This window comes from Micromonospora deserti (assembly GCF_003236335.1).
Lineage (GTDB): Bacteria > Actinomycetota > Actinomycetes > Mycobacteriales > Micromonosporaceae > Micromonospora > Micromonospora deserti.
The window spans coordinates 1-24270 of the sequence record NZ_POUB01000029.1; the positions used below are offsets into that span (position 1 = coordinate 1).

Consider the following 24270-nt stretch of genomic DNA (forward strand, 5'->3'; position numbering starts at 1 on the left):
GGGTCGACGGGACCTCCCCCACTCCTGTCGAGCTGCCCCGCCCATGGGACCACCGGCGCCGGTCGACCTGCCACATCCGTGGCACCACCGGGCCCTGTCGAACTGCCCCGTCGATAGGACCACCGGCGCCGGACGCGACGGGACCTGGCGACGAGCCGCGCGCACCCGCCCCACGAATGAGGGCAGCTCGACAGCACCACACCACCGCACCCACCGGGGCGCCCATCCACGGGGGCAGCTCGACAGCGCCCGGGCACCTACCCGCCGGGCCAGCAGACGGGCTGCTGCGGCGCCGCTTCCAGCCCGGCGCCGGGGACGGGCACCGGACACCGGGAACGGGCGCCGAGCATCGGGCGTTTAGCACCGGGCACCGGACACGGGGCACTGGGCGCCGGGCACCGGACACGGGGCACTGGGCACTGGGCGCCGGCAGCCCGCCGGCGCCGGAGGCCGGCCGGTTCAAGTCCCCGTGCGCGGGTAGCAGACCGGGGGACGGGACCGAGAGGGGACATCCGGCATGAAGGCACTGACCTGGCAGGGTAAGCGGGACGTACGGGTCGAGGAGGTGCCCGATCCCCGGATCGAGGAGCCGGCCGACGCGGTCGTCCGGATCACCTCCACCGCCATCTGCGGTTCCGATCTGCACCTGTACGAGGTGCTCGGGCCGTACCTGGAACCCGGCGACGTGCTCGGCCACGAGCCGATGGGCATCGTCGAGGAGGTCGGGCCCGGGGTGACCCGGCTCAAGCCGGGCGACCGGGTGGTGGTGCCGTTCAACATCGCCTGCGGCTCCTGCTGGATGTGCCAGCGGCAGCTCTACGCCCAGTGCGAGACCACCCAGGTCACCGCCGAGGGCAAGGGTGCCGCGCTGTTCGGCTACACCTCGCTCTACGGCTCAGTACCCGGCGGTCAGGCCGAGTACCTGCGGGTGCCGCATGCCCAGTTCGGCCCGATCAAGGTCCCGGAGACCGGCCCCGACGAGCGGTGGCTCTACCTCTCCGACATCCTCCCCACCGCCTGGCAGGCGGTGCGGTACGCCGACACCCCACCGGGCGGCACCCTCGCCGTGTTCGGGCTCGGCCCGGTCGGCCAGTTCTGCGCCCGCGTCGGCCGGCACCTCGGCGCCGGCCGGGTGATCGGCCTGGACCTGGTGCCGGAGCGGCTGGAGCTGGCCCGCCGGCACGGCGTCGAGGTGCTCGACGTCCGCGAGCTCGACGACGTGCCGGGCGCGCTGATCGACCTGGTCGACGGGCGCGGCCCAGACGCGGTGATCGACGCGGTCGGGATGGAGGCGCACGGGGCACCCGCCGGCAAGCTCGCGCAGGCCGCCGCCGGGCTGCTGCCGGACAAGCCCGCCCAAGCCATGATCGACAAGGTCGGCGTGGACCGGCTCGTCGTGCTCAACGCCGCACTGAAGGCCGTCCGGCGCGGCGGCACCGTCTCCGTCTCGGGGGTGTACGGCGGCGAGGTCGACCCGCTGCCGCTGAAGGAGATGTTCGACCGGGGCATCCAACTGCGGATGGGGCAGTGCCACGTGCGCCGCTGGACCGATGAGATCATCCCGCTGCTCTCCGGCGACGACGACCCGCTGGGTGTGGCGGACCTGCGTACCCACCGGATGCCGCTGGAGCAGGCACCGCAGGCGTACGAGATGTTCCAGGAGAAGCGGGACGGCTGCGTCAAGGTCGTGCTCGCGCCGTGAGCCGGACAGTGCCATCACCGGCGCGACCAGCGGGATCGGCCCGGCGGCCCGAGCCTTCACCCGGCGCGGTGGTCGGCTGGTTCGCGCCACCCGCTCCCCGGAAACCCCGCGCGGCCGGCCCGCACGACCGGATCGTGTTCGCGGCCAACCCGGCCGGCGAGTTGGTACGCGGCGGCTGGCTGCCCGAACCCGGGCAGGTGGCGCCGGCCGTCGGGGAGCTGCCCGCACCGGTCGGCGACGCGACACGGCGACGGCTGCGGTGACCGGCGCACGGGATCGCCGCCGTCGATCGGTTCGCCTAGGGTGGTGGGCCGGAGATCATTCCGGCCCACCACGACGGGAGCGACGATTGACCATCCGGGTGAACCGCAGGAGCGCGCTGGGACTGGGCACGGTGGCCACGGCGGGGACGGTGCTCGGCGCCGCCCCGGCCGCCTCGGCCGCCCCCGAGGTCGCCGCGCCGACCACACCCCGCCAGGCCGCCCGCCGGGTGGCCGCCGCGTACGCGCGGGAGACCACCCGCGCCGGCGGCAACTGGCAGGCGTACGTCAGCGTGGCGGACCCGGCCGGCGGGCCGGCGGTGGCGGTGGCCGACGAGCCCGACCGGCGGATCGAGGCGTACAGCGTCAACAAGATCGCGGTGGCCACGGCGGTGCTGGACAAGGTCGACCGGGGGCTGCTGGCCCTCGACCAGCGGGTCGAGGTGAGCGCCGCGATCGTGGTTCCCGGCGGGGACGGCATCTTCAGCCTGGACAACGCCTATCCCAGCTCGGTCACCCTCGGCCACGCACTGGCCGCCCTGCTGACCGTCTCCGACGACACCGCCGTGCGGCTGTGCGGCCTGGTCTGCCCGGCGGCCGAGCTCAACCAGATCCTGCGCGACAAGGGCTTCCCGAACACGCAGGTCCAACCGGTGGCCAACCCCAACCGGTTCTACCTCGGCACCAGCACGCCGCGGGAGACCCACGAGCTGCAGCGGGCCCTGGTCGGCGGGGCGCTGCTGTCGCCGGCCTCGACGGCGTTCGTGCTCGACCTGCTGCGCTCCCCCGTCGCCTTCACCGACGGGATCCGGCGCAGCATGTCCTCCGCCGAACGGGCTCGGATCGCCACCAAGGCGGGCTGGTTCGGCGACGCCCGGCACGAGGCGGGTGTGATCTTCGACGCGGCCGGGGCGCCCCTGCTGACGTACGCGCTCTTCGCCGACGGGCAGGCCGACCCGGGTAACTACGGCGCGACGCATCCGGCCGTCGAGGCCCGGGCCCGGCTGGGTCGCCGAATGCTGGACCAGACGGCGGCGCTCACCGGCGCCGGGGCGACCCACCGGCTGGCCCCGCGGCGGCCGAGCAACGGCGGCTGAGCCGGGTGCGCCGCCGCCCCCGGTTCGCCGGGGCGCGGCGGACCGGGGTGGCTACCGTTGGTGCGGGAGACGGCGGAGGGATGAGGATGCGGCAGCCAGTGGAGGGATCGGACGTCGAGCGGGTACTCGGGCGCCGGCTGCGGGGCGCCGCCGGGCTGGCCGCGCTGGCCGGGCTCGCCTGGGCGGCGCGGGACGTGCCGGTGTCGCTCGGCGGGCGGCTGACCGGGGCCCGGGCCGAGCGGGCGGCCCGCTCGCCCCAGTTCCGCGACGGCACGTTCCACAACCCGGCGAGCACCCGGTCGATGGCCGGCGCCCCGGACCGCAACCTGATCCGGGAGCTGATCTTCGGCAAGCAGAAGCGTCGGCCGAGCGCCCCGGTGCCGCTGCTGCGCCCGGCCGACGCCCCGGCCACCGCCGTCGACCGCGAACTCAACGTCATCTGGTACGGCCACGCCTCCGCGCTGATCGAGGTCGAGGGCCGGCGGGTGCTGCTCGACCCGGTGTGGAGCGAGCGGTGCTCCCCGTCCCCGCTGGTCGGCCCCCGACGTATCCACCAACCGCCGGTACGCCTGGACGAGTTGCCGCCGGTCGACGCGATCCTTATCTCTCACGACCACTACGACCACCTCGACCTGGCCACCGTGCGAGGGCTGCTGACCGGCCAGTCCGCGCCGTTCCTGGTGCCGCTCGGGGTGGGTGCCCACCTCGACCGGTGGGGCGTGCCGGCGGAGCGGATCGTCGAGCTGGACTGGTCGGAGACCCACCGCGTGGCCGGGTTGGAGATCACCGCCACCGCCGCGCAGCACTTCTCGGGGCGCGGGCTGCGCCGCGACGGGACGCTCTGGAGCTCCTGGGTGGTCGCCGGCGCGCACCGGAAGGTCTTCTACACCGGCGACTCCGGCTACTTCGGCGGGTACGCCGAGATCGGCGCGGCGCACGGGCCGTTCGACGTCACGCTGATGCAGATCGGCGCGTACGACCGGGCCTGGCCGAGCATCCACATGTTCCCCGAGGAGGCGGTCGCCGCCCACCTCGACCTGCGTGGCGGGCTGTTCATCCCGGTGCACTGGGCGACGTTCAACCTCGCCCTGCACGACTGGTCGGAGCCGGTGGACCGGCTCTGGGCGGAGGCGAAGGCGCGGGACGTGCGGCTGGCGGTGCCCCGCCCCGGCGAGCGGGTGGTGGTGGACGACCCACCGGCGGTGGACGGCTGGTGGCAGGCGGTGGCCTGAGCACCGCGGCCCGGCGTCGGGCGGCCGGCCAGGGGCTGGCGCCGGCCGGCGCGGGCGCGCCCGGTCAGAGCACGAAGGCGTCGGTCCAGAGGGCGCCGGAGCGGCCGGAGAGGGCGTCGAGCATGGCCACCGCCTGACCGTCGGTGAGCTGGGCGACGAAGTCCACGATGGCCCGCCCGCGGGCCTTGCCGATCCGGTCCGGGGTCCGCGGGTGAAGCTCCGCCTCGGCCAGTTCCACCAGGTCGTGCAGGCGACGCGGCAGCCGGGACTCCTCCGCCGGGTCGAGCAGCCAGTCCAGCAGCGCCTCCACCAGGGTGCCCAGCAGCCGCGCCTGACCGCGCTGGTGCAGGGCGAGGTCCGGCCGGGCCAGCACGAACCGGTGGTGGACGAACTTGAGCACCTGCACCTCGTGCCACCGCGGCGGGGTCAGCAGCACGTGCCCGGAGCGCACCGGGGGTGACTCGACCACGGTGATCGCGTCGACCAGGCGGGTGGTCCACCGGGCGGAGAACCGGGCCACGTACTGCTCCGCTTCGATGGAGCCGTCGAAGGGCATGGCCAGCAGCCCCTCGACCAGTTCCTCGCGGACGTGTTCCACAGCGGCGGCGAACGCGTCGTCGGCGGCGATCCAGCCGTCCTTGCGGTGCAGCTGCCGGCGCAGCCGTTCGATCGCCGAGCCGGGGCGGCGGGCCGCACCGGCCAGCGCCGCGTCGGTGATGGCCCGGAGGTGCCCGCTCTCCCGCTGCCAGGCCATCAGCTCGGCGGCCACGGCGCTCTGCTGGAGCACCCCGACCCGGTAGAAGTCCTCCACGTCGTGGATGGCGTACGCGATGTCGTCGGCGGTGTCCATCACCGACGCCTCGACGGTCTGCTGCCAGTCCGGAATCCGGCCGACGAACGGCTCCCGGGCCTGCCGCAGGTCATCGACCTCGGTGCGGTACGCCCCGAACTTCGCCGAGCCGCTGGCCGGGTCGTCCGGCGGCGGGGCGGCCCCGCGCGGCGGCGGGTCCATCAGCCGGGGGTGCGGGTCGGGGTGGTCCAGCCGGGTCCACGGGTACTTCAGCATCGCGGCGCGGACCGCCGCGGTGAGATCCAGGCCGGTGGTCGCGGCACCGCGGATCTCGGTGCTGGTGACGATCCGGTACGACTGGGCGTTGCCCTCGAAGCCGTCGGCGAGACCGAGCCGGCGCCGGGCCAGCCGGTCCAGCACCCGTTCCCCGAGGTGCCCGAAGGGCGGGTGGCCGAGGTCGTGCGCGAGCGCGGCCGCCTCCACCACGTCCGGGTCGCAGCCGCCGAGCTTCTCCAGCAGGTCCCGGTGGCCCTCGTCGGCGGTGAGCCGCTCGGCGATGGCCCGCGCCACCTGCGCCACCTTGAGGCTGTGGGTGAGCCGGTTGTGCACCAGCAGGCCGGACCCGCCCGGGCTGACCACCTGGGTGACGCCGCCCAGCCGGGCGAAGAACGGGGAGGCGACGATCCGGTCCCGGTCGGCCCGGAACGGGCTGGCCGCGAGGTCGCCGAGGGCCCGGGCGCTGCCGCCGAAGAGCCGCCGCGCCCGGGGCTCCGCAGGTGGTTCCATGATCGCCACGCTAGCGCAGCGCACGCGGGCCGGCGACGGGTCGCGGCCGGTACCGCCGGGCGCGGCGGCGGGGGCGGCCATCGGCGGGCGCGGCGACGGCGAGCCGGCCAGGCGCGGCGACAGCGAGCCGGGCGGGCCGGCACAATGCACAGCGGAACCCACACCCGAAGGCGGATCGAGATCGTGACCCTCTCTGTTCATCAGCGGATCGCCGAGGAGCTCGGCGTGGCCGAGCGCCAGGTACGCGCGGCCGTGGAGCTGCTCGACGGTGGCGCCACCGTGCCGTTCATCGCCCGCTACCGCAAGGAGGCCACCGGCCTGCTCGACGACACCCAGTTGCGCACCCTGGAGGAGCGGCTGCGCTACCTGCGCGAGCTGGACGAACGGCGGGCCGCGGTGCTGGAGTCGATCCGCAGCCAGGGCAAGCTCGACGAGGCCCTGGAAGCGCAGATCATGGCGGCCGAGTCGAAGTCCCGCCTGGAGGACATCTACCTGCCGTACAAGCCCAAGCGGCGGACCCGGGCGCAGATCGCCCGCGAGGCGGGGCTGGAGCCCCTCGCCGAGTCGCTGCTGGCCGATGCCACGCGGGACCCGCGGGAGGCGGCCGCCGGCTACGTCGACGCGGACAGGGGCGTCGCCGACCCGGCCGCCGCGCTGGACGGAGCGCGGGCCATCCTGATCGAGCGGTTCGCCGAGGACGCCGACCTGATCGGGTCGCTGCGCGAGCAGATGTGGTCGCGGGGGCGACTGGTGTCCCGGGTACGTGACGGGCAGGAGGCCGCCGGGGCGAAGTTCGCCGACTACTTCGACTTCTCCGAGCCCTACCCGAAGCTGCCCTCGCACCGGATCCTGGCGATGTTCCGGGGCGAGAAGGAGGGCGTGCTCGACCTCACCATGGAGCCGGACGAGGCAGGCGACGCGGACGCCGGGCCGAGCCGGTACGAGGCGGCGATAGCCGCGCGGTTCGGCGTCGCCGACCGCGGCCGGCCCGCCGACCGGTGGCTGGCCGACACGGTGCGTTGGGCGTGGCGTACCCGGATCCTCATCCACCTCGGGGCGGACCTGCGGATGCGGCTGTGGCAGGCGGCCGAGGAGGAGGCCGTCCGGGTGTTCGCCACCAACCTGCGCGACCTGCTGCTCGCCGCCCCGGCCGGCGCCCGGCCGACGATGGGGCTCGACCCGGGCCTGCGTACCGGGGTGAAGGTGGCGGTGGTGGACGCCACCGGCAAGGTGGTCGCCACGGACACCATCTACCCGCACGAGCCGCGCCGGCAGTGGGACGCCTCGATCGAGACCCTGGCCCGGCTCGCCGCGGCGCACCGGGTGGAGCTGGTCGCCATCGGCAACGGCACCGCCAGCCGGGAGACCGACAAGCTGGCCGGGGAACTGCTCAAGCGGCACCCGCAGCTGAACCTCACCAAGGTGGTGGTCTCCGAGGCCGGGGCGTCGGTCTACTCCGCGTCGGCGTACGCCGCCCAAGAGCTGCCCGGGCTGGACGTCTCGCTGCGCGGCGCGGTCTCCATCGCCCGCCGCCTGCAAGATCCGCTCGCCGAACTGGTCAAGATCGACCCGCGCTCGATCGGAGTGGGCCAGTACCAGCACGACCTGTCGGAGGTGAAGCTCTCCCGGTCGCTGGACGCGGTGGTCGAGGACTGCGTCAACGGGGTCGGCGTGGACGTCAACACCGCCTCGGCGCCGCTGCTAACCCGGGTCTCCGGCATCGGCGCCGGCCTGGCCGAGAACATCGTGCTGCACCGGGACGCCCACGGCCCGTTCCGCTCCCGCGCGGAGTTGCGCACGGTGCCCCGGCTGGGCCCGAAGGCGTTCGAGCAGTGCGCCGGCTTCCTGCGCATCCCCGACGGCGACGACCCGCTGGACTCCTCCAGCGTGCACCCGGAGGCGTACCCGGTGGTGCGGCGGATCCTAACCAGCACCGGGCAGGACCTGCGCTCGCTGATCGGGAAGTCCGCCATCCTGCGCGGGCTGCGGGCGACCGACTTCGTCGACGAGACGTTCGGCCTGCCCACCGTCACCGACATCCTCGCCGAACTGGAGAAGCCCGGGCGCGACCCGCGACCGGAGTTCCGCACCGCCACCTTCGTCGAGGGGGTGGAGAAGATCGGCGACCTCACCCCGGGGATGGTGCTGGAGGGTGTGGTCACCAACGTGGCCGCGTTCGGCGCGTTCGTCGACGTCGGGGTGCACCAGGACGGCCTGGTGCACGTCTCGGCCATGTCCCGCACGTTCGTCAAGGACCCCCGCGAGGTGGTCAAGTCCGGTGACGTCGTCCGGGTGAAGGTGCTCGACGTTGACGTGCCCCGCAAGCGGATCTCGCTCACCCTCCGGCTGGAGGACGACGCGGCGGCCGACGCCGGGCGCGGCGGACCGGACGGTGCACGCCGCGAGCGCGGCGGCCAGGGCGGACCGCGTGGTGACCGGGGCGCCTCCCGGGGCGGTAAGGGCGGCGGCCGGGACGGCCAGGGCGGCGAGCGCGGCCAGGGCGGTGGGCGCGGCGGGCCGCAGCGGCAGGGCCGCGGCGGCGGCGCCACGCCGGCACCGGCCAACGGCGCCATGGCGGACGCGCTGCGCCGGGCCGGCCTCGCCTGACTTTGACGCCGGTCGGGGAGACGCATCCGGGTCGCTGTGGAGCTGGTGTCGCAGACGATTCAGGCATCCGCCTGATGCCGCGGACGACTCAGCTCCACAGCACCCGCGCGGATCCGGGGGCGGGCCGGCCGGCGCCTCGCGGGTGGCGCGGTCAGCGCCTCCGGAGCGGCGGACTGGCCGACGACGGCGGCGTGGCGGGCGACGAGGACGGTTTCGGGGGCGGGAGTCGGGGCGTACCGTCGCGGTCGTGGGTGAGGACGACGGCCTGGAGTGGCGGGAGCGGCAGCGGCGGGCGGTGCGGGCGCACGCGGCGGCGGACGAGCGCCGCCGGGCGGCCGAGCGCGCCGAGGCGGCGGAGCTGGTCGCCTGGTTCGTCACCGAGGCGACCCGGCGCGGGCTGCGCCCGGACCGGCTCACCGCCCGCGCGTACGACGGTCGCGGCCGCTACCGGACCCGGCTGCGCGGCTGGTATGTCGATCGGGCTCGCACCCGGGCGGTCGACGTCGACGGGCGGTTCCACCTGCTGACCGTGCCGGGCGGCCTGCGCGCCCGGCTGCTCGGGGCCGAGCCGCAGCCCAGTCCGCCGCCGCTGGTCATCGGCGCGGGCGGCCGGGACGGCGAGTCGATCCCGCTGCGGGCGCTGCTCGCCAGACGGCTGGACGCGGGCGACGACGGGCCCTGACCGGGACCGGGCGGTTCGGAGCGCCCGTCTTCACGGCCGGCCACGTCCCGACGGGCTGTTCCTAGGTTGACCTGTCGGGATCAGCGACGAGTGTCGCGATTCCAGCGCGATGGCGGGTTTTTACCTGCTACAACGTGTTTGTCGCGCTGTGACCGATTCGTTGCTGGAGGTCGAGACCTTGCCTGGTTCCGTGAACACGCTGGCGGACCTCGCGGAGCAGGCCCGGCCGGAGGGCCCCAAACGGACGATCGACCTGGTGGCGGCGGCGGTGCTGCTGCTGCTCGCCGCACCACTGATCCTCATGGTGGCGGCGCTGGTGGCCGCCGGCCTCGGCCGGCCGGTGCTGTTCCGGCAACGCCGCGCGGGACGGCACGGCCAGGTGTTCGAGCTGGTCAAGTTCCGCACCATGCTCCCGCCCGATCCGCAGCGGGGTCGGGTGCGGGACGGGGACCGGCTCACGCCCCTGGGACGCTTCCTGCGCTCCACCAGCCTGGACGAGCTACCGACGCTCTGGAACGTGCTGCGCGGCGACATGAGCCTGGTCGGCCCGCGCCCCCTGCTCACCGAGTACCTGGAGCGCTACTCCCCGAGGCAGGCCCGGCGGCACGAGGTCAGGCCGGGCATCACCGGGCTGGCCCAGGTGCGCGGGCGCAACAGCCTGAGCTGGGAGGAGAAACTGGACCTCGACGTCTGGTACGTCGACCACCGCAACCTCCGGCTGGACCTGTCGATCCTCGCCGCCACGTTCCGCACGGTGCTGCGCCGCGAGGGGATCTCCGCGGAAGGCTCCGCCACCGCGCCGGAGTTCCTCGGCACCCCGTCGCTGGTCCCCGCCGCCCCACCGCGAGCGGACGCCAGCATGACGATCTCCACCGGAGGTGGCCGATGAGCCGGACCATCTATCTCTCCTCGCCGGACGTCGGGCCGCTGGAGGAGTCCTACCTGATCGCGGCCCTGCGCTCGGGTTGGGTCGCGCCCGTCGGGCCGGACCTCGACGCGTTCGAGCACGAGGTCGCCGCGCGGGTGGGCACCCGGGGAGCCGTGGCGGTCAGCTCCGGCACCGCCGCGCTGCACCTGGCGCTGCTGGGTGTGGGGGTCGGCCCCGGCGACGTCGTCATCGTGCCGACGCTGACCTTCGTGGCCACCGCGAACGCGGTCCGGTACACCGGCGCCCGGCCGGTCTTCGTCGACTGCGACCCGCACACCGGCAACGTCGACGTCGCGCTCGTCGCCGACCTGATCCATCGCCTGACCGCCCGAGGGGAACGGGTCGGCGCGGTCGTGCCGGTCGACCTCTTCGGCAGCTGCGCCGACTACACCGCGCTGGCGCCGGTCTGCGCCGCGGCGGGTGTTCCGGTGGTCGAGGACGCCGCCGAGGCCCTCGGCGCGACCCACCACGGCCGGCCCGCCGGCTCCTTCGGCCAGGCGGGTGTCCTCTCCTTCAACGGCAACAAGATCATGACTACCTCGGGCGGCGGGATGCTCGTCTCCGACGACACGGCTCTGCTCGCCCGGGCCCGGCACCTCTCGACCCAGGCCCGGGAACCGACGCCGCACTACGAGCACCGTGAGACGGGCTACAACTACCGGCTGAGCAACCTGCTCGCCGCGCTGGGCCGCGCCCAGCTGGTCAGGTTGGACGGGATGATCGCCCGACGCCGGCAGTTGCGGGACCGGTACGCCAAGCTCTTCGCCCCGATCCCCGGGGTGCGGCTGCTCGGCCTGGAGGACATCGACTCCAACTGCTGGCTCACCAGCATCGCGGTCGATCCGGAGCGGTCCGGCTGGCGGGCCGCCGACCTGGCCGCCCACCTGGCGCGGCAGGACATCGAGACCCGTCCGGTCTGGAAGCCGATGCACCGGCAACCGGCGTACGCCGATGCCGAGCGCCTCGTCACCGGGGTGGCGGAGCGGCTGTTCGCCGACGGCCTGACCCTGCCCAGCGGCAGTGCCCTGAACGAACGGCAGATCGCCCTCGTACTCTCCGCCGTCGACGAGTTCCTGACGGTACGGGCGGGAGCGTCGACGGCGTGACGATCCCCCTGGTGGTCGTCGGCTGCGGTGGCCACGGCCGGGAGGTGCTGACGATCGCTCGGGCGATGGACGCCGCAGCCGGCCGGCCCCGCTGGCGTCTCCTCGGGTTCGTCGACGACCGGCCGTCGGAGGAGAACCTGAAGCGGGTGCAGCGGCTCGACGTCCCCTACCTCGGCGGCGTCGCCTGGCTGCGGGACGCGCCCCCGGACACGCAGCACGTCATCGGTATCGGTGACCCGCGCGTCCGGCGTGCCGTCGCGCGGCGCGTCGACGCGTACGGCATTCCGGCGGCGAGCGTCGTCCATCCCGCCGCGACGATCGGGGCCGACATCGTGCCGGGCCCGGGCTTCGTCGCGTTCGCCGGGGCCCGGGCCACCACGAACATCACCGTCGGCCGGCACGTGCACCTCAACCAGAACGCCACCGTCGGGCACGACTGCACCCTCGCCGACTTCGTGTCGGTCAATCCGCTCGCCGCCGTCTCCGGGGACTGCGAGCTGGCGGAAGGGGTGCTCGTCGGCACGACGGCGGCCGTGTTGCAGGGCCTGCGGGTGGGACGGGACAGCACTGTCGGGGCCGGCGCCTGCGTCGTCCGTGACGTGCCGGACGGCGTCGTCGTCAAGGGAGTGCCCGCCCGCTGACCGACGTCGGTCCAGCACCCGCTGTTTAAATCCGGGCATCAACGCCAAAACCCCAAAAAAGGCACTCCAGGGCATGTATCAACTAGAGGAGCCCAAAGCTCCTTTCGCCCTGCGGCGGAAGCGGTCGGAGACGGACAGGGAGCCACAGATGCCGCCGGAAACAGAGAGCACCCGACGCACGGACGAGAGAGCCCACTGGGCCAAGGCACGCCGGGCCAGGGCCCGCCGCCGTACCATCGGATTCCTCGCCACCGACAGCACGGCCTGGGTCGGCGGGTTCATCGCGGCGGTCTGGTTCCGTTACGAGTTCGACCTGGCGCCCGACCAGCTCTCCCGCGCCGCCGCCTGCGGCGCCCTCGCCGCCGTCGTGCACGTCGCCGTCGCGGCGGTGCGCCGGATCTACTCCGGGCGCCACCCCCTGGGCAGCCTGCAGGAGGTGCAGGGGGTCGCCGGCACCGCGGCCAGCACCGCCGCCATCCTGCTCGTCGGCCTGCTGCCGGCCGGCGTGCGACCAGTGCCGGCGAGCGCGCCGCTGGTCGGGGGCGCCCTGGCTCTGCTGTTCATGCTCACCGCCCGGTTCGCCTACCGGCACCGTCGGGACCTCGCCATGCGGCCCGACGTTCGGTCCTCGAACCCCGTTCTGCTGTTCGGGCTCGGCGACGCCGGGCAGGGGCTGCTGCGGGCCATGCTCAGCGACCCGCGCGGGCGGTACCGGCCGGTGGGCGCTCTCGACGACGACCCAGACAAGCGGGATCTGCGCATCGGCGGGATACGTGTGCTCGGCGGCCGCCACGACGTGGCGGCGGCCGTGCGGCGCACCGGCGCCACCACGGTGATCTTCTCCGTCGCCAACGCCGACGCCGCCCTGATCCGGCAGATCCGGGAGGCCACCCTGCAGACCGGGGCGGCGTTCAAGGTGCTGCCCCCGGTCCGGGCCCTCGTCGACCACCGGATCACCGTCACCGACGTCCGGGACGTGCAGATCAGCGACCTGCTCGGACGCCGGCAGGTGGTCGCCGACCTGCCGTTGAGCACCAACAGCCTCACCGGTCGGCGGATCCTGGTCACCGGCGCGGGCGGCTCCATCGGCTCGGAACTCTGCCGACAGGTGATGAAGGCGGACCCGGGCGAGCTGATGATGCTCGACCGCGACGAGTCCGCCCTGCACAGCCTCCAGATGTCGCTGGCCGGCCGGGCCCTCCTGGACGGACCCGAGCTGATCCTCGCCGACCTCCGCGACGACGAGGCCATCCGACGGATCATCCGCGAGCGCCGCCCGGACGTCATCTTCCACGCCGCCGCGCTGAAGCACCTCACCCTGCTCCAGCGGCACCCCGGCGAGGCGGTCAAGACGAACGTCTGGGGCACCCTCGCCGTGCTCGACGCCTGCCGCGACGTGGCCAAGTTCGTCAACATCTCCACCGACAAGGCGGCCGATCCGGTCAGCGTTCTCGGCTACTCCAAGCGGATCACCGAGCGGCTGACCGCACACGCCGCCTCCCGCTTCCCCGGCACCTTCCTCAGCGTCCGCTTCGGCAACGTGCTGAGCAGCCGCGGTTCGGTGGTGACGGCGTTCCAGCGGCAAATCGAGCTGGGCCGCCCGCTCACCGTCACCCACCCGGAGGTGACCCGCTACCTGATGACCGTGCAGGAGGCGGTGCACCTGGTGTTGCAGGCCGCCGAGATCGGCCGCGACGGGGAGGCGCTGGTGCTGGACATGGGCGAGCCGGTCCGCATCGCCGACCTGGCCCGCCAGATGGCCGCGCAGGCGGACAGCAGCGTGCCGATCGTCTACACCGGACTGCGCCCGGGCGAGAAGCTGCACGAGGACCTGTTCGGCGCCGGCGAGATTGACAGCCGCCCGCTGCACCCGCTGGTCTCGCACGTGACGGTGCCGGCCCTGGACCCGATGGAGGTCAGCGGGCTCGACCCGTACGACGACCCCGACAAGGTCATCGCGCAGCTCGCCCTGCTCTGCGCCCAGCCCACCGGCCCGGTCCGCGACGGCTCGGTGCAGGTGCCGCTGGCCCGCTGACCCAACCCACACCGCTACCCGCCGCCTCGGTACTGACCGGGGCGGCGGGTCACAGTGCGCGAACGCCGAGAAGGCGAGTGGTGGCCGACCCGGGTGCAGCTGTCCTCGTGCCCTCACGGCCGCGGGCCAGGCTCACCCGCAGGTCGCGGTCGGAGCTGCGGTGCCTCCGACACGAAAGTCGACTGGCCGGCGGTGCCGGGCACCGAGGGGCATGCGGTCGGTGGGCGGCAGCGCGGCGGCGATGGAGGATCCGGGGTTGTGGAGGCGATGGGAGGAACCGGGGCTTTGGAGGCGGGGCGGCGACCGCCGTTCCGGTCGTCGGCCACGGCCCCGTGCGGGTCAGCGCCGGATGCCCGCCCAGTCGTGGTGCCGGCGGACGGTGGAGAGGATGAAGTCGACCACCCGGCGGGAAGTGTCCGGGACCCGGTAGTCGGCCGGGCAGGGCACGCCCTGCGCGGCGACCTGGTCCACGGTGACCTCGACCGCCTCCACCACGCCCTGCGGGTCGAGGCCGGTCATGATGATGCCGCCCGCGTCCAGCGCCTCCGGACGCTCGATCGACTCGCGCAGCGTCACGGCGGGGAAACCGAGGATGGCGGCCTCCTCACTGATCGTCCCGCTGTCGGACAGGGTGCAGTACGCCCGGGTCTCCAGGTGCACGTAGTCGATCAGGCCGAACGGCTCGTGGAACGCGATCCCGTCCAGGGCGGTGGCGTCCGGCGCCAGCGCCTCCAGGCGCTTGCGGGTGCGCGGGTGGGTGGAGACCAGCACCGGGTAGCCCCAGCGGTCGCGGACCGCGGCCAGACAGTCCAGCAGCCGCCGCAGCCGGGCCGGATGATCGACGTTCTCCTCGCGGTGCGCGCTGACCACGAAGTACCGGCCGGGAGTCAGTTCGAGCTGGCGCAGCACCGGCGACGCGGCGATCTCCGGGCGGTAGTGCTCCAGCACCTCCCGCATCGGCGAGCCGGTGTGCAGGATCCGCCGCGGGTGCAGCCCTTCGGCCAGCAGGTTGCGGCGGGCGTGCTCGGTGTAGACCAGGTTGAAGTCGGCCACGTGGTCGACCAGCCGGCGGTTGGTCTCCTCCGGGACGTTCAGGTCGAAGCAGCGGTTGCCGGCCTCCATGTGGTAGACCGGCACCCGCATCCGTCGGGCCATCAGCGCGGCGATGCAGCTGTTGGTGTCGCCGAGCACCAGCAGCGCGTCCGGCCGGTGTTCGGCGATGGCGGCTTCCATGCCGACCAGCACCCCGCCCAGCACGCGGCCGAGCGAGGAGGTGTCGACCCGCAGGAATCGGTCCGGCTCGCGCAGCCGCAGCTCGGTGAAGAAGACGTCGGAGAGGGTGCTGTCCCAGTTCTGACCGGTGTGCACCAGCACGTGGTCCACCGTGTCGTCGAGCCGGGCGATCACCCGGGACAGTCGGATGATCTCGGGTCGGGTGCCGACCACCGTCATGATCCGGGTCATGACCGTCCTCTCTCCGCGGCCGCCTTAACCAGAATGTCCTCGAACTGGTCGACGCCCACCCGCAGCGACATCCGGTCCCGGTAGACCTGACGGGCCCGCCTGCCCAGCTCCGCCCGGGCCGCGGCCGGTCGGGCCGCCGCCTCGATGAACCGCCCGGCCAGCGCGCGCCAGTCCTCGGGCGGGCAGACCAGACCGACGCCGGTCGAGCGGACCAGGGCGGCGGCGTCGCCACCCACCGCGGCGATCACCGGAGCGCCGCAGGCCAGCGCGGCCTGCAGCTTCGACGGAATGGTTCCGCGCAGGGCGGGCAGGTCGCGCAGGCAGACCAGCTGCCAGTCAGCGGCCGCGTACAACTCGGCCATCTGCTCGGGCGGCCGGCGGCCGACGAACCGGACGTTGTCGGCACCCAGCTCGGCGGCGAGCCGCCGCGCGGCGTCCTCGTCGGCGCCCGAGCCGACCAGCACCAGGTCGATCCGGTCGCCGACGGCGGCTGCGGCCCGGATGGCCGTCTCGATGCCCTGGAGCAGGCCCAGGTTGCCGGCGAACATCACGGTGCAGCGGCCCCGATGGCCCAGCACGGCACGGGCCTGGTCGGTGGCCGGCACCGGCCGGAACAGCGCGTCGTCGGTCCAGTTCCACACCACCCGCACCCGGGCCGGGTCGGCACCCCGCTCCACCACCAGCTCGGCCATCGCTGGCGAGATCACCACGATCGCGCCGGCCAGTCGGTACGTGGTGCGCATCAGCGCGGTCAGGCCGCGTTCCAGGGCGCGGCCGCGCTGGCCGGTCGGGGCCATTCCCGACTGCAACACCGACTCAGGCCACATGTCCTGCACGTGCAGCACGATCGGGGTGCGCCGGGCCGCCCGGAGCAGCGCCGCGGCGGCGATGGCGGTCGGCGGAGGATGGTAGACGTAGGTGACGTCGACGCGGCCGAGCCAGCCGAGGCCGGCCAGCGCGCTGCTGGCCCCGAAGGAGAGGTGGCTCAGCGCCCGGCGGACGGCCGAGGTGTCGTGGCTCGGGTACGCGGGCACCCGGCGGACCGCCACCGGCCCGTCCACCTCCCGGTACCGCCAGCGCTGCCGCCAGCCCGGGTAGGTCCGTCCGTGCGGGTAGCTCGGGAAGGTGGTCAGCACCCGCACCTCGTGGCCCCGCTCAGCCAGCTGGTGGGCGAGGTTGCCCGGGATAAACACGCCCTCGGGCGGATACCACTGACTGACCAGGCCGACCTTCACGCGGCGACCGCCACGGGCGTCGGTCGGGCCGGCCCCTCCACCGGCTCGGGCCAGGTGTCCGGCCGGGCCGGGTCGAACAGCTCGTTCGTCCAGAACATCGTGACCAGCTCGTCCGGGCCGGTGTTGACCAGCTTGTGCGCCCACATCGTGGGCATGTCGATCAACACCGGCTCGGCGCCGGAGACCAGGAACCGGAGCACCTCCGTGTCACCGACCCGGCGCAGGCTGATCTCGGCCGAGCCACGCAGCACCACAAACCGTTCCACCTTCGCCAGGTGGAAGTGTTCGCCCCGGGTGATCCCCGGCCGAGTAGTAGAGCAGAAGGTCTGGCCCGGGCCCCCGTGCACCTTAACCGTCTCGACCAGTTCACCCCGGGCGTCCGCCCGCCCCGGCAGCGCCAGGGGGTAGCGCGCAGGGAAGCAGTGCGACCGATACGTGTTGAACAGCCGCACGTCGTGCCGGTCCGACAGGGACGGGATCTCCCCGGTGCGGTAAACGGCGGCGACCTCGGTAAGCCGGTCGGCGAGTGCCCGGACGCCGACCCGCAGCGCCGGCATGGCCGGGTCCCAGGAGCCGCCAGCGGGGACCCCGGCCAGCCGGGCCGCCGCGTCGGTGACGTGCACCAGGGCGAGTTCCCGGTCGACGTGCACCTCGGGCCGTCCCCCGTCGGCGAGCACCCGGCAAAAGGTGGCCACGGCGGAGTTGTAGTGCGGCCGGCCGTGCTCGCCGTAGAGGTTGGGCAGGAGCACGTCGTCCAGCGGCAGGCCGGTGTCGGCGAGGACCCGCGCGGCGGCGGCCTTCGCGTCGCCGTACGGAGTGCCGTTGCCGGCCTGCACCGAGTTGGCGAAGACCAGCGCCCCGGGCGGGACCGGACAGCGCCGCAGCCCCTCGGCGAGCTGCGCGGCGAGCCGGATGTTGCCGGCGGCGATTTCCGCCGGCTCCCCCCGGTTCACCCCGGCCAGGTGCAGCACCCGGTCGACCCCGGCGACCCTCGCGGCGACCCGCTCCGGGTCGGCCAGGTCGGCGCGGGTGACGACGACCGGCTCGGGCCAACCGAGGGCGCGCAGCAGCACCCGTACGTGCCAACCGAGGAAACCGCCGGCACCGGTGACCGCGAGCCTCAGCATGCCAGCACCGGATCCCGCAGGGTCAGCTCCGCGCGGACCTCCGGCAGCGTCTTCAGCAGCTCGACGATCTCGGGAACGCCCAACCGCGGCGCGTTGGCCGAGTTGAAGTCCTCGGTCGGCCCCGCGTCGAGCTCGCCCTCCGAGACGTAGAGCGCGTAGTTCAGGTCGCGGGCGTCCAGCGGCACCCGGAGGAAGTCGCCGAAGTCGTCGGCCTGGGCGAGTTCCTCCCGGCTGGCCAACGTCTCGTCCTGCTTCTCGCCGTGCCGTACGCCAATCACGTCGAGCTTGGCCGGCACGTCGAACAACTGGCAGACGGCCTCGGCCAGATCCCCGATGGTGCAGGCCGCGGCCTTGCGGATGAAGATGTCACCGGCCCGGGCGTGCTGGAAGGCGTGCTCGACCAGCTCCACCGAGTCGTCCAGCGACATCAGGAACCGGGTCATCCCCGGGTCGGTCACGGTGGGCGCGCGCCCGGCCTTGATTTGCTCGATGAAGAGCGGGATCACTGAGCCGCGCGAGTACATCACGTTGCCGTACCGGACGCAGGAGACGGTGGTGGCGCTGTTCGGGCTGTTCCGGGCGTGCGCCTGCGCCACCTTCTCCATCAGCGCCTTGGTCATGCCCATCGCGTTCACCGGGTAGACGGCCTTGTCCGTGCTCAGCACGACCACCGAGCCGACTCCGTTGCGCTCCGCCGCCTCGACGACGTTGGCGCTGCCGATCACGTTGGTGCGGACCGCCTCCAGCGGGAAGAACTCGCAGGACGGCACCTGCTTCAGCGCCGCCGCGTGGAAGACGTAGTCGATGCCTCGGCTGGCCCGCAGCACGGAGTCGTAGTCCCGCACGTCGCCGACGTGGTAGCGGACCCGGTCGTCGCCGAGCAGCCGGCGCATGGCGTCCTGTTTGGCCTCGTCCCGGCTGAGCACCCGGACCTCCCCGACGCCGCGGTCGAGGAGGCGGCGCACCATCGTCTGGCCGAAGGATCCGGTGCCGCCGGTTATCAACACCCGACATCCAGCAGGTAGCGCAGTCACCCAGGGCCCCCGTTCCGTTGGCGTAGTCTCAACCTCCCGAACTAACGAAACAAACGCGACAAAGGGAACGCCGGTGTGCAAATCGCCGACTACCGCCCGTCCCCACCGGGCGCCACCGGTGACACCGCCGGCCCCGCCCCACGCTCCCCCTCGGGGCCGGAGGCCAACTGCCGGACCAGCGACTGCAGCCGCGGCGCGCAGGTCCGCTCCCAGGACAGCTCCCTCCGGGCCCGCCCGGCGGCCCGGTTCACCGCCTCACAGGTCGGCCCGGCGTCCGCAATGAGGTCCACGATCGCCCGGGCGAACAGGTCCGGTCGGTGGGCCGGCACGCACCGCCCCACCGATGACGTCTGCACGAAATGCCGCGCGGCGGGAAGGTTCGAGGTCACCACGGCAAGCCCCATGATCGCGTACTCATAGAACTTGGTGTTGACCGCGAGTGGAGCCTCCCCCACGTCCTGCATCAACGACAGGCCGATGCCGCAGGTCGCGAGCAGACCGGCGACCTCGTGCGCCGGCATCGGGTCGAGCATGGTGAGGTTCGCCGGCCGGCCGGCACGTTCCAGCGACTCGGCGAACCGCTGACGCGCCGCGTCCGAGGGAAACCGCGAGATGGCCAGCACCTCCACCCCCGGCGCGATGCGCGCCAGCTCGGCGGCCAACCCGACGAGCACGTCGGCCCCGTACTGGGTGGTCAGGTTGCCGGTGTGCACCACCCGGTGCAGCAGATCGGGAGTGAGCTCCCGCGGCGGGTGGTGGAACGCGTCGACGGAGGGGTAGTTCGGCGTCGCCACCGCCGGCACGCCGAACGCCCGGAACCGGTTTGCCAACTGCTCGCTGACCGCGTTCACGGCACCGAGGCGGACGGCGTGACGCCGCTCCACCCCGGCCACGAGCCGCCGCGCCAGGCCCTGCATCCAGGATGGCGCGGCGAACCGCTCGGAGTAGTACTCGGGGTAGTACTCGTGGACGTCGTACAGCACCGGCCGCCCTGTGCGCCGAGTCCAGCGTCGCGCGTGCGGCAGCAGGTAGTAGTCGTGGATGTGCCACAGGTCGGCCTCCACGTCCCGGGCGACGGCCGCTACCTTCGGCACCGCCCGGAGACGGTCGGTCAGCGAGGCCGGCTCGGGCAGCCGGGTTTCGCGCAGCCGCGGGTGGTGCCGGAACGCGCCGGGATCCCCACCGAGCCAGATCAGGTGGACGTCGAAGCCCGCGTCGAGCACCGCCTGCGCGCACCGCAGCACCCGCCGGTCGCCGGTCGGGTGGACGGTGGGCACGCACACGGTGCGACCGACGCGGGGCGCCGTCGGCACCCGCAGTCGCCAGTGCTCCGTGACGATCATCTCATTGACCGCGCTCACTGGTACCTCCATGGTGGATCGGACAACGGGATTGCCAGGGACGTCGAGCCGCCCGACATCGGCCGATGGCCCCCGCCGAACGCGGTTCCGTCCCGGCGATGCCGGCCACGCCGCGTCGGGCCGTCCGGAGGGCTGCCGCCGGACCGCCCACGGCCCTCCCGGCTCCAACCAACCGCGGGCAGGCAGGCCATCAGCAGGATCGCGTAGGCGAACCCGTTCGACAGAATGCTGGTGAAGACGCTCGTGTTCGCCAGCGCGACGGTGGGGACGAGCAGGATCGCGCTGCTCACCCCCAACGGCAGGTGCCGCGCCGCCGCGTCGACGAGCCAGAGCAGCAGGACGAGAACGGCCGCCTCGATGAGCACTCCGGGGTAGCCGAAGTTGCTGTAGCCGTCACCGAAGAGGCTGGCGTTCGCCGAGGTCTGTGGCTGGCCGAACATCTGGGCCCCGACCATGAACTCAGGCGTCTCGGCGTAGGGATAGGTGACGAACGGCGACAGAAAGCTGTATCCCCAGTGGGCCTTTGGCAGGTCGGTGAAGACCATGACGTGCGCGGCGGTGAGGATCCCGGGCGAGAGCAGCAGCCGGTTGACGAAGACCTGCGTGTAGAGCATGCCGTTCAGCAGGTGGTCCACCGCCAACACGGCCACGATGAGCGCGACCACCCCGAGCAGGATGGTGCTGCCCCGCGGGCGTGTCCGCCAGCGGAAGAGCAGGGTGAGCGCGATGATCGCCGGAATCGACAGCAGGGTCAGCTTGAACCCCGTGGCGGCGTAGATCGGAATCTGCCCGAGGCAGCCGAGCAGCACCATCCACCACCGCCGGGTGTAGATGCCGCGGACGATGAGCAGGGGGTTGACCACGTTGCCCTGCAACCGGACCAGGTAGGCGAGCAGGGGACCGTGGACGGCGATCTGGTCTCGGTACACCGACCGGATCTCCCACACGTCGCCGAGCCCCACCATCCGAAAGCTGAGCCCGGTGGTGATCGCCATGTAGCCGTATGTGAGAAGCGAAACGACCAGCAGAAAGGTCCAGAGATCCGAGGTGGGGAGCCGGGCGACCCGCAGCGCCCACGACGGACCAACCCGGGCTCCCCAGATCACCAGTAGGAACACCACCGCCACCACGACCGCGAGTTCCAGCGCCTTGGTGGCCGGCAGGATGTCGGCGTACTGCGGGACCACGATGCTCGGCGTCGCGACCATGACGAACATGGCCCAGAGGATCAGGTCCGAGGGCCGACGAATCCGGCGCGGCATCGCCAGGGCCGTCACCGCCACGAGGACGAGTGCGACCGTATAGTTCAGGCGGTCCGGACTGCGGTAGAGCAGGTTCAGGTACTCGAACACCGGGGAGACCTTGTCCCGGTACACCACCTGTAGCAGTGCGACGTACGCGGCCAGCAGGACGAAGAGCACCGCCCAGTGCGTCACCCGCCGCCGTTCCGGCGGCCGCCGGTGCTCCCGGCCGGGCTCCGCAACCGGCGGTGCGAGAATCGGCCGCGCGGGCGCGCGGGACAGCTCAGACGTGAGCATGGGTTGCATCACTCCTCACCGGCACGGTTTCGCCGGAGGTCGGGGTGCCCGCTGCGCGTGCCGCGCTGCCGAGCGCGGCGCGGGTGAGCACGACATGTACCGCGTAGGTGGCGACCATCGCGGCCGAAAGCGAGATCAGGCACGCCAGGGGCCCGAGCCACCCGACGGCGACCGCCGCGAACACGGCCACCGTCATCGCCAGCCGCCCTAGGTCCCAGCACAACTGCTGGCCGTTGCGGCCAGCCGCGTTCAGGCTCTGGCTCAACGGTGACACCGCGAACTGGCTGACCATGTACGGCACCAGTAGCAGCAGAGCAACGCCGGCACCACGCCACTGCGGCCCGAACAGCATCGGCGCCAACCACCAGGTCGACAACGCCAGGCCGGTGACGGAGACCGCACCGCTGGCGAGTAGCCCGAGCAGCGCCCGGTCGTAGGCGCGCAGCACACCCGACGGCGCGGCCCGGAGCCGATGGGCGATCTCTCCGAACAGGATCGGCATCAACGCCTGCCCGAACAGCGCGGACGGGAGGGCACCGATCCGCAACGCCAGCGCCAGGTCGCCGGCGGCAGTGCTGCCCAGCAGCGTTCCGGTGGCCAGCACCGGCAGGTTTACCGCGAGGGCGCTGATCAGGCCGGCCGGAGCGGACGCCAGCACGAAGCCGCGGTGCCGCCCGAGTACGTCGCGCGCGGTGGGATGGGCTGACCCATGCCCGGGGCGGTCGCCCCGGGCCAGGGCCAGCGCGCCCGCGCCGTAGCCGAGCGCGCTGGCGAGCAGCAGGCCGGTCGGCTGGGGCAGCACCACCCCGGCGAGCAGCAGAGCGATAGTCTGCACCGCCGCGGTCAGCAGCTTGCCACCGGCCACCCTGCGGTATCGGCCCTGCCGCACCCGCGCATAGGTCAGAGTGGCGCTGGCAGCGATCGCCGCAGTCACCGCGGCCAGGGCCAGGCACTCGACGAACCCCTGCCCGTCAAGCCGATCGAGGAACGCATAGCAGGTCACGGCGACAAGGCCGGTGCCGAGTGCGACAGCAGTGTTGGAGCGAGCCGCCAGACGGAACAGCACCGCGGCGTCGGCATTCCGGGCGGTCGTCGCCGCCACGTCAAGTCGCAGGGAGCTGGCACCTCCGACCACCGAGGCGATCGCGAAGAGGACGGCGAAGGCACCGAAGGCGGCGGGCGTGTAGAGTCGGGCGACCAAGGCGACGCCGACCAGGTTGACCAACTGGGCGCCCACCAACAGGGCCATGATCACCAGCCGGCCGCGGGGCGGAGCGGAGCGGCGGCCCAGGAACAGCCTCACCGCCGGCGCGCCCGACCAGCGGCTTCCGGCAGCCGGCCGACGGCCGGCAGCACTGAGCGCAGACTGGTCACGCCGGACAATGGAACCCCCGCTCCCGTCAACACCGAACATGTCCCGTTCCATCGGGACGGAAACCCATGGCGAGTCGGAGCGACCGGTGTGCCCGAGAGGGAGTCACCCGTACGTCAGCCGCCGCCAGCGGTCCTACGATGGACCCGCCACAGTTGTCGCAACCCGACCAACGACTCGACCACGAGCGGGTGACGTGGGTTCGCCGGCACGGGTGAGGAACACGGGTTCCCGGCCAGGATCGCCCGCGCTTCTGCTAGCGGACCCACGGGCGGTCAGGGCAGCGACGCCGGCCGGTACGCCCGTGCCGGCCCTGGAGATTGTGGTGAGCTGTGGGTATGGATCGTTTCCGGCTCGGGCTGGTGCTGCATCCCACCCGGGACGTCTCCGAGGTGATCGCGATCGTCGTCGACTGGGCGGTCCGGCAGCGGATGAGCCTGGCGGTACGCGCCGAGGACCGGCACCGGGTGCCGGCGCCGGTCGAGCCGCTGCCCGCCGACGAGGTGGCCGCCGCGTCGAACGCCCTGATCGCCATCGGCGGGGATGGCACCATGCTCGGCGCGCTGCGCTCCGCGGTGCGCGACCCGAAGCCCGTACTCGGCGTGCACGTCGGCAAGCTGGGCTTCCTCGTGGAGGTGGAGCCGCCGGACCTGCCACGCGCGCTGGACCGGCTGGCCGCCAAGGACTTCACCGTCGAGCGGCACAGCTGCCTGGCCTGCGACGTGTGCGGCGACGACGTCGTCGCGTTCAACGACGTCGCGCTGGTCCGCCAGCCCGGCGCGGGTTTCGTCAACGCCACCCTCGCCGTCGACGAGCAGCAGTACGGCTACTACCGCTGCGACGCCCTGGTGGTGAGCACCCCGACCGGGTCGACCGCGTACAGCTACGCCGCCGGCGGTCCGTTGATCTCCCCGGCCACCGACGCGGTGGTGGTGACTCCCTCCGCCCCGATGGCCGGGATCTCCCGCGCGGTGGTGCTCTCCCCAGAGGAGACCATCCGGCTGGAGCTGCGGCCGGGCTCCGGGCCGGTCGCCGTGGAGATGGACGGCCTGGTGATCCGCGACGCCGCGACCGAGGGCGCGGTGCAGGTCCGCTACCGCCGCGACGCCGGCCTGGTCGTCCGCCTCGACCCGCGCCGCTACCAGGAGCGCAACCAGCTCAAGCTGAGTCTGCTGGACCTGCCGCTGCTGCCCGAACAGCTGCGCGAGTTGCTGCCGGAGTCGCTGCGCCGGCAGCTCAACCGCCGGGAACTCCCTCCGCCCCGCTGAGCGGG

At 73.3% G+C, this 24270-nt stretch carries 19 protein-coding genes; 11 read left to right on the plus strand and 8 right to left on the minus strand.

Annotated features, from left to right (window positions below; all coding sequences use genetic code 11):
- Positions 1-517 precede the first annotated feature (517 nt).
- The 4 genes from C1I99_RS07130 to C1I99_RS07145 all read left to right on the plus strand — a co-directional run bounded on the left by C1I99_RS07130 (position 518) and on the right by C1I99_RS07145 (position 4291).
- Positions 518-1702 (plus strand): zinc-dependent alcohol dehydrogenase, encoded by a 1185-nt coding sequence (locus C1I99_RS07130; RefSeq protein ID WP_111133404.1) that lies wholly within the window; start codon positions 518-520, stop codon positions 1700-1702.
- Positions 1699-1965, plus strand: a complete 267-nt coding sequence (locus tag C1I99_RS07135) for a hypothetical protein (protein WP_146603914.1) — start codon at positions 1699-1701, stop codon at positions 1963-1965. The genes C1I99_RS07130 and C1I99_RS07135 overlap by 4 nt, the downstream gene beginning before the upstream one ends.
- 86 nt (positions 1966-2051) lie before the next feature.
- The gene (locus C1I99_RS07140) at positions 2052-3059 is read left to right on the plus strand and encodes a serine hydrolase (RefSeq protein WP_111133406.1); all 1008 of its coding nucleotides are present in this window, start codon (positions 2052-2054) and stop codon (positions 3057-3059) included.
- An 86-nt stretch (positions 3060-3145) separates the two neighbouring features.
- Entirely contained in the window at positions 3146-4291 is a 1146-nt protein-coding gene (locus tag C1I99_RS07145) for an MBL fold metallo-hydrolase (protein WP_111133407.1), read from the plus strand.
- A gap of 64 nt (positions 4292-4355) precedes the next feature.
- Here C1I99_RS07145 and C1I99_RS07150 read toward each other — a convergent pair whose 3' ends face one another.
- Positions 4356-5867 (minus strand): deoxyguanosinetriphosphate triphosphohydrolase family protein, encoded by a 1512-nt coding sequence (locus tag C1I99_RS07150; RefSeq protein ID WP_111133433.1) that lies wholly within the window; start codon positions 5865-5867, stop codon positions 4356-4358.
- A 144-nt stretch (positions 5868-6011) separates the two neighbouring features.
- Between C1I99_RS07150 and C1I99_RS07155 the strand changes: the two genes are divergently transcribed.
- The 6 genes from C1I99_RS07155 (at position 6012) to C1I99_RS07180 (ending at position 13866) form a co-directional block, all read left to right on the plus strand.
- On the plus strand, positions 6012-8474 hold the full coding sequence (locus C1I99_RS07155; protein ID WP_111133408.1) for a Tex family protein: 2463 nt from the start codon (positions 6012-6014) through the stop codon (positions 8472-8474).
- Positions 8475-8721: 247 nt separating this feature from the next.
- On the plus strand, positions 8722-9156 hold the full coding sequence (locus tag C1I99_RS07160; RefSeq protein WP_111133409.1) for a hypothetical protein: 435 nt from the start codon (positions 8722-8724) through the stop codon (positions 9154-9156).
- A 190-nt stretch (positions 9157-9346) separates the two neighbouring features.
- Entirely contained in the window at positions 9347-10045 is a 699-nt protein-coding gene (locus tag C1I99_RS07165) for a sugar transferase (protein ID WP_325049196.1), read from the plus strand.
- Positions 10042-11190, plus strand: a complete 1149-nt coding sequence (locus C1I99_RS07170) for an aminotransferase class I/II-fold pyridoxal phosphate-dependent enzyme (protein WP_111133411.1) — start codon at positions 10042-10044, stop codon at positions 11188-11190. The genes C1I99_RS07165 and C1I99_RS07170 overlap by 4 nt, the downstream gene beginning before the upstream one ends.
- On the plus strand, positions 11187-11831 hold the full coding sequence (locus C1I99_RS07175; protein ID WP_111133412.1) for an acetyltransferase: 645 nt from the start codon (positions 11187-11189) through the stop codon (positions 11829-11831). The genes C1I99_RS07170 and C1I99_RS07175 overlap by 4 nt, the downstream gene beginning before the upstream one ends.
- A 148-nt stretch (positions 11832-11979) precedes the next feature.
- A complete protein-coding gene (locus C1I99_RS07180) occupies positions 11980-13866 on the plus strand; it encodes a nucleoside-diphosphate sugar epimerase/dehydratase (protein ID WP_111133413.1) in 1887 nt (628 codons plus the stop codon).
- Between the two features lie 339 nt (positions 13867-14205).
- On the opposite strand, the gene wecB is transcribed toward C1I99_RS07180, so the two are convergent.
- The 7 genes from wecB to C1I99_RS07215 all read right to left on the minus strand — a co-directional run bounded on the left by wecB (position 14206) and on the right by C1I99_RS07215 (position 22874).
- Complete coding sequence (gene wecB / locus C1I99_RS07185; protein ID WP_111133414.1) at positions 14206-15330, minus strand: non-hydrolyzing UDP-N-acetylglucosamine 2-epimerase; 1125 nt, start codon at positions 15328-15330, stop codon at positions 14206-14208.
- Positions 15327-16565: a glycosyltransferase family 4 protein gene (locus tag C1I99_RS07190; protein ID WP_111133415.1), complete on the minus strand. Its 1239-nt coding sequence runs from the start codon at positions 16563-16565 to the stop codon at positions 15327-15329. Before C1I99_RS07190 ends, wecB begins: the two co-directional genes overlap by 4 nt.
- Entirely contained in the window at positions 16562-17692 is a 1131-nt protein-coding gene (locus C1I99_RS07195; protein WP_111133416.1) for a polysaccharide biosynthesis C-terminal domain-containing protein, read from the minus strand. The genes C1I99_RS07190 and C1I99_RS07195 overlap by 4 nt, the downstream gene beginning before the upstream one ends.
- Positions 17686-18699, minus strand: coding sequence for a polysaccharide biosynthesis protein (locus C1I99_RS07200; protein ID WP_267897484.1), 1014 nt, complete (start codon positions 18697-18699; stop codon positions 17686-17688). Before C1I99_RS07200 ends, C1I99_RS07195 begins: the two co-directional genes overlap by 7 nt.
- A 116-nt stretch (positions 18700-18815) precedes the next feature.
- Positions 18816-20087 (minus strand): glycosyltransferase family 4 protein, encoded by a 1272-nt coding sequence (locus C1I99_RS07205; RefSeq protein WP_158554026.1) that lies wholly within the window; start codon positions 20085-20087, stop codon positions 18816-18818.
- Positions 20084-21625, minus strand: coding sequence for an O-antigen polymerase (locus C1I99_RS07210; protein WP_111133419.1), 1542 nt, complete (start codon positions 21623-21625; stop codon positions 20084-20086). The genes C1I99_RS07205 and C1I99_RS07210 overlap by 4 nt, the downstream gene beginning before the upstream one ends.
- The gene (locus C1I99_RS07215) at positions 21612-22874 is read right to left on the minus strand and encodes a lipopolysaccharide biosynthesis protein (RefSeq protein ID WP_158554027.1); all 1263 of its coding nucleotides are present in this window, start codon (positions 22872-22874) and stop codon (positions 21612-21614) included. Before C1I99_RS07215 ends, C1I99_RS07210 begins: the two co-directional genes overlap by 14 nt.
- A gap of 461 nt (positions 22875-23335) precedes the next feature.
- Between C1I99_RS07215 and C1I99_RS07220 the strand changes: the two genes are divergently transcribed.
- A complete protein-coding gene (locus C1I99_RS07220; RefSeq protein WP_111133421.1) occupies positions 23336-24265 on the plus strand; it encodes an NAD(+)/NADH kinase in 930 nt (309 codons plus the stop codon).
- The last annotated feature ends 5 nt before the right edge of the window (positions 24266-24270 follow it).

Bases quoted from the DNA above. Each gene is read 5' to 3' on its own strand.
- C1I99_RS07220 (WP_111133421.1), top strand. From the start codon at position 23,336: ATGGATCGTTTCCGGCTCGGGCTGGTGCTGCATCCCACCCGGGACGTC.
- C1I99_RS07155 (WP_111133408.1), top strand. From the start codon at position 6,012: ATGCACAGCGGAACCCACACCCGAAGGCGGATCGAGATCGTGACCCTC.
- C1I99_RS07210 (WP_111133419.1), bottom strand. From the start codon at position 21,625: ATGCTCACGTCTGAGCTGTCCCGCGCGCCCGCGCGGCCGATTCTCGCA.
- C1I99_RS07180 (WP_111133413.1), top strand. From the start codon at position 11,980: ATGCCGCCGGAAACAGAGAGCACCCGACGCACGGACGAGAGAGCCCAC.
- C1I99_RS07195 (WP_111133416.1), bottom strand. From the start codon at position 17,692: ATGCTGAGGCTCGCGGTCACCGGTGCCGGCGGTTTCCTCGGTTGGCAC.
- wecB (WP_111133414.1), bottom strand. From the start codon at position 15,330: ATGACCCGGATCATGACGGTGGTCGGCACCCGACCCGAGATCATCCGA.
- C1I99_RS07170 (WP_111133411.1), top strand. From the start codon at position 10,042: ATGAGCCGGACCATCTATCTCTCCTCGCCGGACGTCGGGCCGCTGGAG.
- C1I99_RS07145 (WP_111133407.1), top strand. From the start codon at position 3,146: ATGCGGCAGCCAGTGGAGGGATCGGACGTCGAGCGGGTACTCGGGCGC.
- C1I99_RS07130 (WP_111133404.1), top strand. From the start codon at position 518: ATGAAGGCACTGACCTGGCAGGGTAAGCGGGACGTACGGGTCGAGGAG.
- C1I99_RS07215 (WP_158554027.1), bottom strand. From the start codon at position 22,874: ATGGCCCTGTTGGTGGGCGCCCAGTTGGTCAACCTGGTCGGCGTCGCC.
- C1I99_RS07150 (WP_111133433.1), bottom strand. From the start codon at position 5,867: ATGGAACCACCTGCGGAGCCCCGGGCGCGGCGGCTCTTCGGCGGCAGC.